Origin of the sequence: Romboutsia sp. 1001713B170207_170306_H8, from assembly GCF_015550495.1 — a bacterium.
Lineage (GTDB): Bacteria > Bacillota > Clostridia > Peptostreptococcales > Peptostreptococcaceae > Romboutsia_E.
The window spans coordinates 192001-206410 of record NZ_JADNAX010000001.1; the positions used below are offsets into that span (position 1 = coordinate 192001).

At 28.4% G+C, this 14410-nt stretch carries 14 protein-coding genes; all 14 read left to right on the forward strand.

Going from position 1 to position 14410, the window contains the following annotated elements:
- Positions 1–67: 67 nt before the first annotated feature.
- The 14 genes from dapF (at position 68) to pknB (ending at position 14335) form a co-directional block, all read left to right on the forward strand.
- Positions 68–898 (forward strand): diaminopimelate epimerase, encoded by an 831-nt coding sequence (gene dapF / locus I2A66_RS00910; RefSeq protein WP_147515584.1) that lies wholly within the window; start codon positions 68–70, stop codon positions 896–898.
- 1 nt (position 899) lies between these two features.
- A complete protein-coding gene (locus I2A66_RS00915; protein WP_147515583.1) occupies positions 900–1781 on the forward strand; it encodes a YicC/YloC family endoribonuclease in 882 nt (293 codons plus the stop codon).
- A 32-nt stretch (positions 1782–1813) separates the two neighbouring features.
- The gene (gmk, locus tag I2A66_RS00920) at positions 1814–2431 is read left to right on the forward strand and encodes a guanylate kinase (protein WP_122638339.1); all 618 of its coding nucleotides are present in this window, start codon (positions 1814–1816) and stop codon (positions 2429–2431) included.
- Between the two features lies 1 nt (position 2432).
- On the forward strand, positions 2433–2705 hold the full coding sequence (gene rpoZ, locus I2A66_RS00925; protein ID WP_122638338.1) for a DNA-directed RNA polymerase subunit omega: 273 nt from the start codon (positions 2433–2435) through the stop codon (positions 2703–2705).
- Positions 2706–2708: 3 nt separating this feature from the next.
- On the forward strand, positions 2709–3908 hold the full coding sequence (gene coaBC, locus I2A66_RS00930) for a bifunctional phosphopantothenoylcysteine decarboxylase/phosphopantothenate--cysteine ligase CoaBC (protein ID WP_122638337.1): 1200 nt from the start codon (positions 2709–2711) through the stop codon (positions 3906–3908).
- Between the two features lie 78 nt (positions 3909–3986).
- Complete coding sequence (gene priA, locus I2A66_RS00935; protein ID WP_122638336.1) at positions 3987–6467, forward strand: primosomal protein N'; 2481 nt, start codon at positions 3987–3989, stop codon at positions 6465–6467.
- A gap of 21 nt (positions 6468–6488) precedes the next feature.
- Positions 6489–6929 carry a peptide deformylase gene (gene def / locus I2A66_RS00940; RefSeq protein WP_122638335.1) on the forward strand — a complete coding sequence of 147 codons (441 nt, stop codon included), beginning with the start codon at positions 6489–6491 and terminating at the stop codon, positions 6927–6929.
- Positions 6930–6944: 15 nt separating this feature from the next.
- Complete coding sequence (gene fmt, locus I2A66_RS00945; protein WP_195250793.1) at positions 6945–7874, forward strand: methionyl-tRNA formyltransferase; 930 nt, start codon at positions 6945–6947, stop codon at positions 7872–7874.
- A gap of 8 nt (positions 7875–7882) precedes the next feature.
- Positions 7883–8614 carry a DUF116 domain-containing protein gene (locus I2A66_RS00950; protein ID WP_122638333.1) on the forward strand — a complete coding sequence of 244 codons (732 nt, stop codon included), beginning with the start codon at positions 7883–7885 and terminating at the stop codon, positions 8612–8614.
- A gap of 25 nt (positions 8615–8639) precedes the next feature.
- Positions 8640–9350 carry a zinc metallopeptidase gene (locus I2A66_RS00955; RefSeq protein WP_122638332.1) on the forward strand — a complete coding sequence of 237 codons (711 nt, stop codon included), beginning with the start codon at positions 8640–8642 and terminating at the stop codon, positions 9348–9350.
- A gap of 93 nt (positions 9351–9443) precedes the next feature.
- Positions 9444–10772 carry a 16S rRNA (cytosine(967)-C(5))-methyltransferase RsmB gene (rsmB, locus tag I2A66_RS00960; RefSeq protein WP_147515580.1) on the forward strand — a complete coding sequence of 443 codons (1329 nt, stop codon included), beginning with the start codon at positions 9444–9446 and terminating at the stop codon, positions 10770–10772.
- Positions 10773–10780: 8 nt separating this feature from the next.
- Complete coding sequence (gene rlmN / locus I2A66_RS00965) at positions 10781–11812, forward strand: 23S rRNA (adenine(2503)-C(2))-methyltransferase RlmN (RefSeq protein WP_122638330.1); 1032 nt, start codon at positions 10781–10783, stop codon at positions 11810–11812.
- 17 nt (positions 11813–11829) lie between these two features.
- Positions 11830–12579: a Stp1/IreP family PP2C-type Ser/Thr phosphatase gene (locus I2A66_RS00970; RefSeq protein WP_122638329.1), complete on the forward strand. Its 750-nt coding sequence runs from the start codon at positions 11830–11832 to the stop codon at positions 12577–12579.
- Positions 12580–12595: 16 nt separating this feature from the next.
- Positions 12596–14335: a Stk1 family PASTA domain-containing Ser/Thr kinase gene (gene pknB / locus I2A66_RS00975; RefSeq protein WP_195250795.1), complete on the forward strand. Its 1740-nt coding sequence runs from the start codon at positions 12596–12598 to the stop codon at positions 14333–14335.
- Positions 14336–14410: the final 75 nt, after the last annotated feature.

A 14410-nucleotide genomic window follows, 5' to 3' on the forward strand; every position in this document is an offset into this window, starting at 1 on the left:
TTATTTATTTTGATGTAGGAATGTTGTATAATATTTAGTTAGTAACTTATATAAAAGGGGAGATTTTATGGAATTTTGGAAGTTACATGGAATAGGTAATGATTTTATAGCAATAGATGGTCGATTTGATAATATAGATTGTAATAATTATGGTGATTTGGCAAAGAAAGTATGTCATAGAAGATTCTCTGTAGGGGCAGATGGACTATTAGTAGTAAAAGCTTCTAAAGTGGCTGATGTTGAAATGGTATATTATAATTCAGATGGATCTAGAGCTGCCATGTGTGGAAATGGATTGAGATGTTTTGTAAAGTTTGTTTATGATAATAATATAGTTAGAAAAGAAGATTTTAATGTTGATACTTTAGATGGAATAAAGAAAGTAAGTATAAATTTGAAAGAAAATAAGATAGATTCAATAAAAGTTAATATGGGAAAGGGAAGTTTTTTATCAAAAGATATACCTATAAATACTAGTCAGGATAAATTTATTAATCAAAAAATAAAGGTATTAGATAAAGAATTTATATTAAGCTCTATGTTAATGGGAGTTCCACATACTGTAGTTTTAGTAGATAAATTGAACTTAGATGAAGTATATAAGTATGGTAAGGAAATTGAAAAAAATAATATTTTTCCTAAAGGAACAAATGTAAACTTTGTAAAGGTTGAAGATGAGAATAATATATCTGTAAATACTTGGGAGAGAGGATGCGGATACACTTTAGGATGTGGAACTGGAATGACTGCATCTGCCATTATATGCAATTATCTAAAAAAAGTAGGCAAAAGTGTAAATGTTACATCTCAAGGTGGAACAGTAAAAATAGATATAGAAGATTTTGTTTATATGACAGGACCTTCAGTAAAAATATGTGAAGGAAATTTGGAGGTATAATATGGCTATAAGTATGACTGGCTTTGGAAGAGGAGAATATAAAGATGACAACTACTATTTTTTAGTAGAATGTAAAACAATAAACCATAAATATTGTGATATAAATATACGTCTTCCAAGAAAAATATCTTTTTTAGAAGATAAGGCTAGAAATTTTATTAAAAACTACATAAAAAGAGGTAGAGTTGATATTTACATAAAGCTTGACTTGTTAGGTAGTGAAGATGTAAACTTAAAGTTCGATGAAACACTAGCAAATCAATATGTAAATATCTTAAGAGATATAAGAGATAAATTTGATTTAGTTGATGATATAAGTGTTATGAACGTAGCAAAATTCCCTGATATAATTAAAACAGAGGAAAAAGAAGAAGATGAAGAGTTATTATGGTCTATGTTAAGCAAAGCATTAGAAGAAACTTTAGTTAAATTAACTGAGATGAGAAGTGAAGAAGGACAAAGATTAGCTAAAGATGTATTAGATAGATGCGATATTCTTGAAAGTACAATTGAAGAGATTGAAAAGTATTCTTATAATGTTGTTATTGACTATAAAGAAAAGTTAAATAATAGAATAAGTGAAATATTAGAAAATCCAAGTATAATAGATGAAAATAGATTAGCTCAAGAGGTTGCTATATATGCAGATAAAAGTAGTATAACAGAAGAAATAGTAAGATTTAAAAGTCATATAAAGCAATTAAGAAGTACGATAGTTAAAGATGAATCAATTGGAAGAAAAATAGACTTCTTAATCCAAGAAATGAATAGAGAAACAAATACTATAGGTTCTAAGTCATCGGATTTAAATATAACTAATTTAGTTGTTGAAATAAAAAGTGAATTAGAAAAGATAAGAGAGCAAATTCAAAATATAGAATAGTATAAATAGATAAATGGAAAGGAAGAAGCGTAATGGTTAAAAGAAAAGGCCTATTACTAGTTGTATCAGGACCATCAGGAGCAGGTAAGGGTACAATTTGTAAAGCGATATTAGACCAAAATGACCAAATTAAGCTTTCTGTATCAGCTACAACAAGAAAGCCTAGAAATGGAGAAGTTCATGGAGTTAACTACTTCTTTATAGAAAAAGAAGAGTTTACATCTATGGTAGAAAAAGGTGAATTTTTAGAGTATGCTCAAATTTATGACAATTTCTATGGAACACCAAAAGCAGCAATAATTGAGACTTTAGAAAAAGGTCAAGATGTTATCTTAGAAATAGAAATGCAAGGAGCAAGGCAAGTTAAAGAAGTATATCCAGAGGGGATATTCGTATTTGTACTTCCACCATCTTTAAAGGAATTAAAAAATAGAATCGTTGGAAGAGGCACAGAAAGTGTAGAAGAAATAGAAAAAAGATTTAGTTGTGCATTTGAAGAAATAAAACAAATAGATGACTATGATTATTTTATAGTTAATCAAGATGTAGAAAAATCAGTTAAAGAACTAGAAGCTATAATATCTTCAGAGAAGAATAAGGTTACTAGATATAAGAATAATATAATAGATAAGTTCAAGGAGGAGTTATAAAATGATAAAACCATCAATCAATGAAGTATTAAACAAAATAGACAACAGATATTACTTAGTAGGTACTGTTGCAAAAAGAGCGAGAGAAATAATAGATGGATCAGCTCCATATGTTGAAAACAAGCAAAAAGAAACTAAGCCAGTATGTATAGCTACTCAAGAAGTTGCAGAAGGTGAAATAACATATAGAATATTAACTCAATCAGAAATAGAACAAGCTGAGTTAGAAGAAAAGCAAGAACAAGAAGCAGCGAAAAAAGAAATAGAGGAATAAGATATGCTGAAAAATAAAACTGTTGTAATTGGCGTAAGTGGTGGAATTGCCGTATACAAAGTTTGTGATGTAGTAAGTAGGTTAAAAAAGTTAGGTGCAAATGTTCATGTGATAATGACTAAGAGTGCAACAGAATTTGTTGCTCCTCTAACCTTTCAATCCTTAAGTCAAAACTATGTAGTAAGTGATATGTTTGAAGAACCTAAAACATGGGATGTAGAACATATATCATTAGCTAAAAAAGCAGATTTATTCTTAGTAGCACCAGCTACTGCGAATATAATCGGTAAAATGGCTTGTGGTATAAGTGATGATATGCTTTCAACTACAGTTATGGCTACTAAAGCTAAAGTTTTAATAGCTCCAGCAATGAATACTAATATGTACGAAAACCCAATTGTACAAAGAAATATAAGTACATTAAAATCGTTAAATTATGAATTTATAGAGCCTGAAAGTGGAAGACTTGCTTGTGGGGATACTGGTAAGGGTAAACTAGCTACTCCAGAAAATATAGTTCAAGCTATTATTAATGCTCTTATAAAAGAACAAGATTTAAAGGGAAAAAGAATAATAATTACAGCAGGACCTACTGTAGAATCTATTGATCCAGTTAGATATATAACTAATCGTTCTACTGGAAAGATGGGTTATGCAATAGCAAAAGAAGCGATAGATAGAGGTGCTGAAGTAACTTTAGTTTCTGGACCTACTAAATTAGAACCACCAACAAACTTAAAAAAACTTATAAGAACAGAATCTGCAAAAGATATGTATGAAGCTGTAATGGATAATTTAAACGAAAATGATGTTATTATAAAAAGTGCAGCTGTAGCAGATTATAAACCTAAGGATTATTGTGATAAAAAAATAAAGAAAAACGATGATGACTTAGTTATAAGATTAGATAGAAATAAAGATATAGCTTATGAAATTGGAAAAGTTAAGAAAGATAAAATATTAGTTGGCTTTGCGGCTGAGACTAATGATCTTATTGAGAATGCTAAAAATAAAGTAAAGAAGAAAAACTTAGATTTTATAGTAGCAAATGACTTAACTAAAGAAGGTGCTGGATTTGGTGTTGATACTAATATAGTTAAAATCATAGACAAAGAAGGTAATATAAGTGAATATCCTATAATGAAGAAAAATGAAGTAGCAAATGTTATTTTAGATAAAGTTAAAGATTTATTAGAAAAATAAAGGGGCTGTCTCAAGGTAGATTAAATTATTTTACTTTGAGATTGCCCTTAAATTTTAGATAATAATAGAGGTTAAAATATGAAAAAATATGCAAAAGTTATAGTAAGGAACAATAGCATATACACCGACAATTTATTTACATATGAAATACCAAACTTTTTAGAAAATGAATTAGAGTTAGGCCATAGAGTATTAGTTCCTTTTGGAAGAGGCAATAAACCAACTGAGGCTTTTGTATTTGAAATCACAGATATTATTGAAGATGGAATAAAAACCAAAGAAGTTGTTGATTTATTAGATGAAAAACCAATATTTAAAGTTGAAGATTTGGAATTAGTTAAATGGATGAAAAATAGATACTTATGCACTTATATAGATTGTATAAATTTAATTTATCCAAAAGGATATAAGTTAAATAACTATAAGGTTGTTATTTTAAATTCGAATATAAAAGAGTTTGACTTATATGAAGAAAACTTAAACTTAAATCAAAATGAAAAGCTTATAATAGAAAAGCTTTTAAATAGTAAAGGTAAGATTAAAGTAGATAAACTAAAAAAAATTAAAAATATAAATAATATTTTAGATAGAATGAAAAATAAAAACCTTATTGATTTAAAATGGGAGTACAAAGATCATAAAAATGAAAAGAAAATATGTTATGTATCATTAAGTATGGATATAGAATATATAGATGATTATGTAATTTCAAATAAAATTAATTTAGGTAATAAGCAAAAGGAAATTATAGAGTTTTTAAAGCATAATAGTAGTGTAGAGATAAATGACTTATTAGAAATACTTAATGCATCTAAGCAAAGTATAACTTCTCTTGCAGGAAAAAATTTAATTTCTTTGGAAATAAAAGATTATTATAGAAGTCCAGAAAGTATTTATCAATCTGACAATAAAAAAATATACCTAAATGAAGAACAAACCTATGCTATTAATAAAATAAACTCTGAGATGTTTAATGATATCAAAAAGCCTTATATGATACATGGAGTAACAGGTAGTGGAAAAACTGAAGTTTATATGGGAATTATAGATTATGCTTTAAACCAAGGTTTAGACAGTATAGTTTTAGTTCCAGAAATATCATTAACTCCACAAACTATATCTAGGTTTAAGAATAGATTTGGAGATATAGTAGGTGTTTTTCATAGTCAACTTTCAGAAGGTGAAAAACATGATGTTTATAAGGCTATAAAATTAGGTAAAATAAGAATATTAATAGGAGCTAGATCAGCTTTATTTGCACCTTTTAGTAGTCTTGGTGTAGTTATTATAGATGAGTTTCATGAGGGTGCATATAAGTCAGAAAAAAATCCGAAATTTAATGCAATAGAAGTTGCAAGATATTTAGTTATGAAAAAAAATATTTCTTTAGTTTTGGGTTCAGCAACACCTTCTATAGAAGAGTACTATAAAGCAATTAATGGAGATTATGAGCTTATAACTATAAAAAATAGAGCTAATAAAAATCCATTGCCTAAAATAGAAGTAATTGATATGAAAAGTGAATTATCAAATGGAAACAAAAGTATACTTAGTAATAAGCTACACTTAGAAATAGAAAAGGCTATTAAAAACGGAAATCAAACAATTTTATTTTTAAATAGAAGAGGATATGCAAATTTTGTTTCATGTAGAGAATGTGGATATGTATTTGAATGTGAAAACTGCGATATATCTCTTACATATCATAAGGGTAAAAATGTAGGGCGTTGTCATTATTGTGGATATGAAAAGGAAATACCAAAGGAATGTCCAGAGTGTGGTAGCCATTATGTTAAACCATTTGGAACTGGGACTCAAAAGATAGAAGAAGAAATAAGGAAGATATTTGAAGGTGTAAGAGTTTTAAGAATGGATAAGGATACAACTTCAAAAAAAGGATCATTAGAAGAAATTCTAAATAAGTTTAGGAATAAAGAAGCAGATATTTTAATAGGAACTCAAATGTTATCTAAGGGATTAGATTTTGAAAATGTAACATTAGTAGGCATTTTATCTGCAGATATGATATTAAATTTTCCAGATTTTAAAAGTGCTGAAATTACTTTCCAACTTGTAACTCAAGTTGCAGGAAGAGCAGGTAGATCAGATAAAGAAGGAAAAGTAATACTTCAAACGTATGACACTGATCATTATGCAATTAGAAGATCTGTAAATTATGATTTTGAAGGATTTTATGAAGATGAAATAAAAATAAGAAAAGCATTTGGATATGCTCCTTTTAATAATATGTTAAGTGTTGTAATTAGTGGTAGTAATGAAAAGTTAGTAGAACAAAATGCAAGAGCAATGTATGACTCTATTATTTATTTACTTGAGAATAGAGGTATAAAAGAATTTGATTTTATTTTAGGACCTAATCCTTGTTCTATTTCAAAAATAAATCATAATTACAGATGGCAGATATTATTTAAAGACGATAATATTGAAATTAATTTATTAAAGGGTATAATAAAATATATATGTATAACTAAAAGAGAAGTTGTATTTAATAAGGATATCAATATATCTATAGATATTAATCCAAATAGTGTATTATAATTTTTTAGGAGGAAAATAAAAATGGCATTAAGACAAATAGTTCAAATAGGTGAACCAGTACTTAGAAAAACTTCAAAAAGGGTAGAAAAAATTGATGATAAAATAATTCAATTATTAGATGATATGGCAGATACAATGTATGAGGCTGATGGTGTAGGACTTGCAGCACCTCAAGTTGGGATATTAAAAAGAGTTGTAGTAATAGATATCGGAGATGGATTATTAGAGCTTATAAACCCAGAAATAATAGAAGTATCTGGAGAACAAATAGATGATGAAGGATGCTTAAGTGTAAGTGGTCAACAAGGACCTGTAAAAAGACCATATACAGTAAAGGTGAGAGCTTACAATAGAGAAGGACAATTATTTGAAATAGTAGGAGAAGAGCTTTTAGCAAGAGCATTCTGTCATGAAATAGATCACTTAGATGGTGTATTATTCGTTGACAAAATAGAAAAGTAATTAGGAGCTGATTAGATGAAAATAGTTTTTATGGGAACACCAGATATAGCAGTAGGGTGTTTACAAAAAATAATAGATGAAAAGCATGATATATTAGGCGTTGTTACTCAACCGGATAAACCAGTAGGTAGAGGTAAGAAAATGGGAATGCCTCCTGTTAAAGAACTTGCATTAAAATATGATATACCTGTATATCAGCCAATAAAAGTAAGAGATGAGGAATTTGTTAAAATACTTAAAGACTTAAATCCAGACTTAATAGTAGTAGTTGCGTTTGGACAGATACTTCCAAAGGCAATACTAGATATACCTAAATTTGGATGTGTAAATGTACATGTTTCTTTACTTCCAAAATATAGAGGAGCAGCACCAATAAATTGGGTAATAATAAATGGTGAAGAGAAAACTGGTGTAACTACAATGTACATGGATGAAGGTTTAGATACTGGTGATATGATATTAACTTCAGAATTTGAACTTAACGATGAAATGACGGCTGGAGAACTTCATGATGTAATGAAGGAAGAAGGAGCAAAAGTATTAAAAGAAACTATAGATTTAATAGCTAAAGGAGAAGCTCCTAGAATACCTCAAAATCATGAAGAATTTACTTATGCTCCTATGATGAATAAAACTTTAGGGCAAATAGACTTTTCAAAACCAGCAAAAGAAATACATAACTTAGTAAGAGGAGTAAATCCATGGCCAAGTGCTTACACAACTTATAAAGACCAAACTATGAAGGTATGGAAAACTAAAGTACTAGATGAAACTAGTGGAACAAATCCAGGTACTATATTAAAGGTCGATAAAGAAGGTATTAGAGTAAGTACAAAGGATAATGTACTTTTAATAAAAGAAATACAAATGCCAGGAAAGAAAAGAGTTTTAGTTGAAGAATATATAAAAGGAAATAGTATAGAAACTAATGAAGTGTTAGGCTAGGTGTCAAAATGATCGATGCAAAAAAATATATAAATACTATAATTATTTTACTAGTTGTACTTATGATTGGAGCATCAATAATAAATATACTTTTATTAAACTTAACAAATATATTTGAGTTTTTAGTAAATATTATAGTTACACTTACAATAGTTGCTATAATACTTTCAACTATAATTACGTATAATATAATTTCAGATAAAGAAATAAAACCAAGATTAATGAGTATCAATTTTAAAATTGTAAACTTGATATTTCCTTTAATTATAAAAATTGCATCTTTAGTAGGAATACCAAAAGATGACATAAGAAAAGTATATATAAAGCTTAATAATAGATATATATATAGTCAAAAATATAATTTGAAAAGTGAAGATATACTAATTCTTATACCACATTGTGTTCAAAAAAATAGTTGTAAGTTAAAAGTTACAACAGATATAGCCACTTGTAAGCAATGTGGACTATGTAATATAGGTGATTTAGTAAGATTAAAGGAAGAAAAAAATGTAGATATATTTGTAGCTACAGGAGGAACTTTAGCTAGAAAAATTATTTTAGAGAATAAACCTAAAGCAGTTATAGCTGTTGCATGTGAAAGAGATTTAACTGCTGGAGTTCAAGATGTAAGTAAGATTCCGGTTTTAGGTGTATTTAATAAAAGACCAAATGGTCCTTGTGTAGATACTTGTATAGATGTTGAAGAAGTTGAAAATGCAATAAACTTCTTTAGCGTATAGTTAAAATAGGAGAGTGTTATAAATTATGTATGGATATGGTGGTTATTACGGTGGTTTTTACTATGATAGAACGATGCTTATACTAATACCAGCTATATTATTTACTATGTATGCACAGTATAAAGTAAGCACTACTACTAATAAGTATTTAAGAATAAATGCTCATAGAGGTTACACTGGAGAGCAAGTAGCAAGAACAATACTAAACAATAATGGTTTATATGATGTAAATATCGAGATGGTAAGAGGACATTTAAGTGATCATTATGATCCAAGAAGAAAAGTTGTAAGATTATCTCAGGATGTATATTATGGTACATCTATAACTTCAGTATCTGTAGCAGCTCACGAATGTGGTCATGCAATGCAACATGCTAAAGGATATGCACCTCTTAGTATAAGAAGTAGTTTGGTTCCTGTAGTAAACTTTGCGTCAAATATATCATGGCTATTAATAGCACTTGGATTATTTATGAGTAGAGGTGTTTTCTTACAGATAGGAATACTTTTATTCTCAGCATCTGTATTATTCCAATTAATCACTTTACCAGTTGAATTTAATGCATCTAGTAGAGCATTAGTTCAACTTAATAATCTTGGTATAGTTGAAAATAAAGAATTAAGAGGAAGTAAACAGGTACTTACAGCAGCTGCATTAACTTATGTTGCAGCAGCACTTACATCAGTACTTCAATTACTTAGATTAATAGCAATAGCAGATAGAAATAATGATTAAAATGGGGCTGTCTTAGGGGGCGTGTATCTAATTTAGATACTATACCATAAGACAACTCCTTTTTTATAGAGAAGGAAAATAAGGAGACAGTTTATGAAATCAAGAGAGTTAGCACTAAAGGTGCTTTTAGATATAGAGGAAAATAATAATTATTCTAATATAGCTATTAATAAGCATTTTAAGAACATAAATATGAATAACCAAGATAGAGGATTAGCTACTGAGTTAATTTATGGTGTAGTTGAAAATAAATATTATTTAGACTATATAATAGATAAACTTTCTAAGATAAAATGTAAAAAGATGAATATTTATGTTAAAATATTGCTTAGAATGGGTATTTATCAAATTTTACTTTTAGATAGTATTTCAGATTATGCAGCAGTAAATGAAACTGTAAGTTTAGTTAAAAAATACGATAAAAGGTCTTCTGGATTTGTTAATGCAATTTTAAGAAACGTTATTAGGCAAAAAGATACTATAGGTGAAGTAGATATAAAAGATGATACAATAATGTATTTATCTACAAGATATTCTTATAAGCCTTGGATGATAAAAAATTGGATAAATAACTTTTCTAAAGAATTTACAGAAGATTTATTAGAAGCAAATAATGAGAAACCAAGTGTATATTTAAGAACTAATACTCTAAAAATTACTAGAGATGAGCTTATTGAAAAATTAATAAATGAAGGTGTAGTTTGTAGTAAAGTTCCTATGGTTGAAGAAGCTATAAAGGTAGAAAACTTAAAAAATATTGAAAATAATCAATTATTTAAAGACGGATTATTTACAATACAAGATATAAGTTCTATGATTGTTGGAAAAGTAATGAATCCTAAAGAAAATTCATTGGTTTTAGATGTATGTAGTGCTCCAGGAGGAAAAACCACTCATTTAGCTACATTAATGAATAATACAGGACAAGTTATATCTAGAGATATATTTGAGCATAAATTAAAACTTATACAATCAACAGTAGATAGGTTAGGGCTTACAAATGTTGATGTACAGTCTTTTGATGCGTCAATATTAGATGAAAGTAGTGTAGATAAGTTTGATTATGTATTATCAGATGTTCCTTGTTCTGGTCTTGGTATAATAAGAAGAAAGCCTGAGATAAAATATAAGGAAAAAGCAGAACTTAAGGGATTACCTGATATACAAAAGACAATACTTAATAATGCATCTAAATATGTTAAAATAGGTGGGACTTTAGTATATAGTACATGTACTATACAAGATAATGAAAATATAGATATAATTAATGATTTCTTAGCTAATAATAGTAATTTTACTTTAGTGCCTATAGGTGAAGTTAAAGTAGATTTAGATAATCAAGAAAATGGATATTTAAAAATATATCCAAATATTCATGATATAGACGGGTTCTTTATAGCAAAATTAAAAAGAGTAAGGTAGTGATAAATATGAAGCAAAACAAAGTAGCATTAAAGAATATGACAGAAGAAGAATTAAAAGAATTTTTAGTAAGTATTGGAGAAAAAGCATTTAGAGGTTCACAAATTTTTTCTTGGATATATAAAGGTGCTAAAACTTTTGATGATATGAATAATATACCTAAAAGTTTAAGAGAAAAATTAGAAGAAGTATCTTATATAGGCAATATAAAGAAAGAGTTAAGATTGGAATCTAAAGTAGATAAAACAAAAAAATACTTATTCTTATTAAATGATGGTAATATAATTGAAACTGTAATGATGGATTATGAAGATAGGGTAACAGTTTGTATTTCAAACCAAGTAGGATGTAGAATGGGATGTAACTTCTGCGCATCTACATTAGAAGGATTAATAAGAAACCTAGAACCTTGGGAAATTTTAGATCAAATAATGAAAATTCAAGAGGATACAGGTAAAAGAGTATCGAATCTTGTATTAATGGGCAGTGGAGAGCCTCTAGATAATTATGAGAACACTATAAAATTCTTAAAGTTAGTTAATGAGAAAAATGGTCTTAATATAGGATATAGACATATAACTCTATCAACTTGTGGGCTAGTTCCTAGAATGTACGATCTTGCTGATTTAGGATTACCTATAAATCTAGCATTATCACTACACTCTCCTTTTGATGAAAAAAGACAAGAGATTATGCCTGTAGCTAAAGCATATAAAGTTAATCAATTAATAGATGCTTGTAAGTACTATATAAAGAAAACAAATAGAAGAGTTACATTTGAATATTCTTTGATAAAAGGTGTTAATGACTCAGAAAAAGAGGCTAAAGAGATAGTGAAGCTCTTAAAGGGTATGCTATGTCATGTAAATTTAATACCTATAAATAAAGTTGAAGAGAGAGAATATGAAAGACCAGATAAATCTTATATATATAAGTTTAGAGATTATTTAGAAAAAAATAATATACCAGCTACAGTTAGAATTTCTATGGGCTCTGATATAGGAGGAGCTTGTGGACAATTAAGAAGAAAACATAAGTAGCTTAAGGGGGAAATCTTATGATTTATAGTTGTGACTCCCACATTGGAAAAATAAGAAAGAATAATGAAGATTACTGTATGGGGGAAGTTATACAGACTAAAAATGAACAAGCTATAGGAATATTTGCCCTAGCAGATGGCATGGGTGGTCATAATAAGGGTGAAGTTGCAAGTAAATTAGCTGTAGATAATATATTAAAATTCTTAAAAGAGAATTTATTACAAAGCAGTAGCATAAAAATAGATTATATTGATGATATAATTAAGCAAGCATATAATAATGTTAATTCAATTATTTATAAAAAATCGGTAGAAGAAGAAGAATGCTTTGGAATGGGAACTACATTAGTTACGGCTATATTATATAAGGACAACTTATATGTTGCTAATGTAGGTGATAGTAGGTGCTACTTATTGAGTGATGATATATTAACTCAAGTTAGTATAGACCATTCTGTTGTTGAAGAACTTTTAAGAGCTAACGTAATAACTGAGGAAGAAGCTAGAAATCATCCTCGAAGAAACCATATAACTAGGGCTATGGGTACAGAAGATATGGTTATAGTTGATATATTTAAGTATAAATTAAAAGAAAATGATTTAGTTCTTCTTGCGACTGATGGATTAACAGGTTGCGCTAGTAAAGAAGATATAATAAGTGTATTATCAAAAAAAGAAGATATACCAGATATGAGTAAGAATTTAATTGATATGGCTAATGAAATTTCTGGAAGAGACAATGTCTCTGTTATATTAATAAAAGTGTAATTAGGACGGTGATATAGTGGGAGATACAATTTTAGGAAATAGATACCAAATCATCAGAAAAATTGGTGATGGAGGTATGGCATTTGTTTATGAAGCAAAAGATAAGTTGCTAAATAGAACAGTAGCAGTTAAAGTTCTTAGACCGGAGTTTGTAGATGATGAAGATTTCTTAAAAAAATTTAAGAGAGAAGCTGAAGCAGTTGCAAGTTTATCTCATCCGAATATTGTTAATGTATATGATGTAGGAGAAGATGGTAAAGTTCATTATATTGTTATGGAGTATATAGATGGACAAAACCTAAAAGATATAATCAAAAATGAGGGTACTTTAGATGAGTACACAGCTCTTGATATAACTAAACAAATAGCTATGGCCCTTAGCGCTGCACATAGAAAGGGTATAGTACATAGAGACATAAAACCTCATAATATACTAATATCGAATGAAGGTAGGATTGTTAAAGTTGCAGATTTTGGTATTGCAAAGGCTGTATCCAATTCAACTATGACTAATGTAGGAAATATAATAGGATCAGTTCATTATTTTTCTCCAGAGCAAGCAAAGGGACAAAGTGTAAATGCAACTGCAGACTTATATGCTCTAGGAATTGTTTTATATGAAATGATAATAGGGAGGGTTCCATTTAGAGGTGATAGCCCTATATCTATAGCCTTACAACATATAAACGATGATGTAGAATTCACATCAGAAGAAAAAGTTAGTATACCTCAAAGTGTAAGAACTTTAATAAAGAAACTTACAGAGAAATCTAGTGAAGCTAGATATCAAAGTGCTGAAGAGTTAATAGATGATATCGATTATATAGAAAAAAATATAGATTTAGATTTTATAAAAGAATATGATAACTTTGCTACTAAGCATATTGATATAGAAAAAATTGAGCAGAGTGCAGATATAGAAGATGAAGATGAAAAGCTAATAGAAGATGCACCAAAAGTAATTTCTAAACCTAAAAAGGAAAATATAAAAAAGAAAAAAAATAAAGTGCAAAAAGAAGACAGTCCAAAGGTAAAGAAGCGATTAAAGATAGTTGCTATAGTATTAGGTATAATTTTACTTGTTCAAGTATTTTTTGTATCTAAATTTGTAATAAGTATGTTATCAGGAAGTAGTACTGAAAAGCAGGTAGTGTCATTACCTGATTTTAGTAATCAAGATTTAGATACAGTAAAGAAACAGCTTGAAGAATTAGGTTTATATATTACTATAAAACGTGATTATAGCGATACTGTAGAAGTAGATCATGTTATATCTCAAAGTCCATTTTCTGGAACAGAAGTTAGTAAAGGAGATACTATAACTATTGTTTTAAGTCAAGGTCAAAAACAAAGTGAGGTACCTAGTATAGTTGGGCTTACACTTACAGAAGCAGAACAAATATTAGGTCAAAATAATATGAAACTAGGTAATATAAAGCGTGAATATAATAGTAGTTATGAAGAAGGTATAGTAATAAAACAAAATCCAACTTCAGGATCAGGTGTATCTAGTGTAGATGTAGTAGTAAGTAAAGGCCCAGAACCTGTAAAAGAAGAAACTAATACAATACCAGATACACCTACAGTAGACGAAGAAATAACTAATGGAGGATCAACTAATGGAGGATCAACTAATGGAGGATCAACTAATGGAGGATCAACTAATGGAGGATCAACTAATGAAGGATCAACTAATGAAGGATCAACTGAAGAAAATCCTGTAGTAAATGATGGGCTTTTATCACCGAGAGAATAATAATTACATAAAATAAGACTAGTATCTTAAAATAAAGATATTAGTCTTATTTTATGTAATTAAAAAGATTAAAAG

Bases quoted from the DNA above. Each gene is read 5' to 3' on its own strand.
- I2A66_RS00915 (WP_147515583.1), top strand. From the start codon at position 900: ATGGCTATAAGTATGACTGGCTTTGGAAGAGGAGAATATAAAGATGAC.
- rpoZ (WP_122638338.1), top strand. From the start codon at position 2,433: ATGATAAAACCATCAATCAATGAAGTATTAAACAAAATAGACAACAGA.
- gmk (WP_122638339.1), top strand. From the start codon at position 1,814: ATGGTTAAAAGAAAAGGCCTATTACTAGTTGTATCAGGACCATCAGGA.
- coaBC (WP_122638337.1), top strand. From the start codon at position 2,709: ATGCTGAAAAATAAAACTGTTGTAATTGGCGTAAGTGGTGGAATTGCC.
- I2A66_RS00970 (WP_122638329.1), top strand. From the start codon at position 11,830: ATGATTTATAGTTGTGACTCCCACATTGGAAAAATAAGAAAGAATAAT.
- fmt (WP_195250793.1), top strand. From the start codon at position 6,945: ATGAAAATAGTTTTTATGGGAACACCAGATATAGCAGTAGGGTGTTTA.
- rsmB (WP_147515580.1), top strand. From the start codon at position 9,444: ATGAAATCAAGAGAGTTAGCACTAAAGGTGCTTTTAGATATAGAGGAA.
- priA (WP_122638336.1), top strand. From the start codon at position 3,987: ATGAAAAAATATGCAAAAGTTATAGTAAGGAACAATAGCATATACACC.
- I2A66_RS00955 (WP_122638332.1), top strand. From the start codon at position 8,640: ATGTATGGATATGGTGGTTATTACGGTGGTTTTTACTATGATAGAACG.
- rlmN (WP_122638330.1), top strand. From the start codon at position 10,781: ATGAAGCAAAACAAAGTAGCATTAAAGAATATGACAGAAGAAGAATTA.
- def (WP_122638335.1), top strand. From the start codon at position 6,489: ATGGCATTAAGACAAATAGTTCAAATAGGTGAACCAGTACTTAGAAAA.
- dapF (WP_147515584.1), top strand. From the start codon at position 68: ATGGAATTTTGGAAGTTACATGGAATAGGTAATGATTTTATAGCAATA.
- I2A66_RS00950 (WP_122638333.1), top strand. From the start codon at position 7,883: ATGATCGATGCAAAAAAATATATAAATACTATAATTATTTTACTAGTT.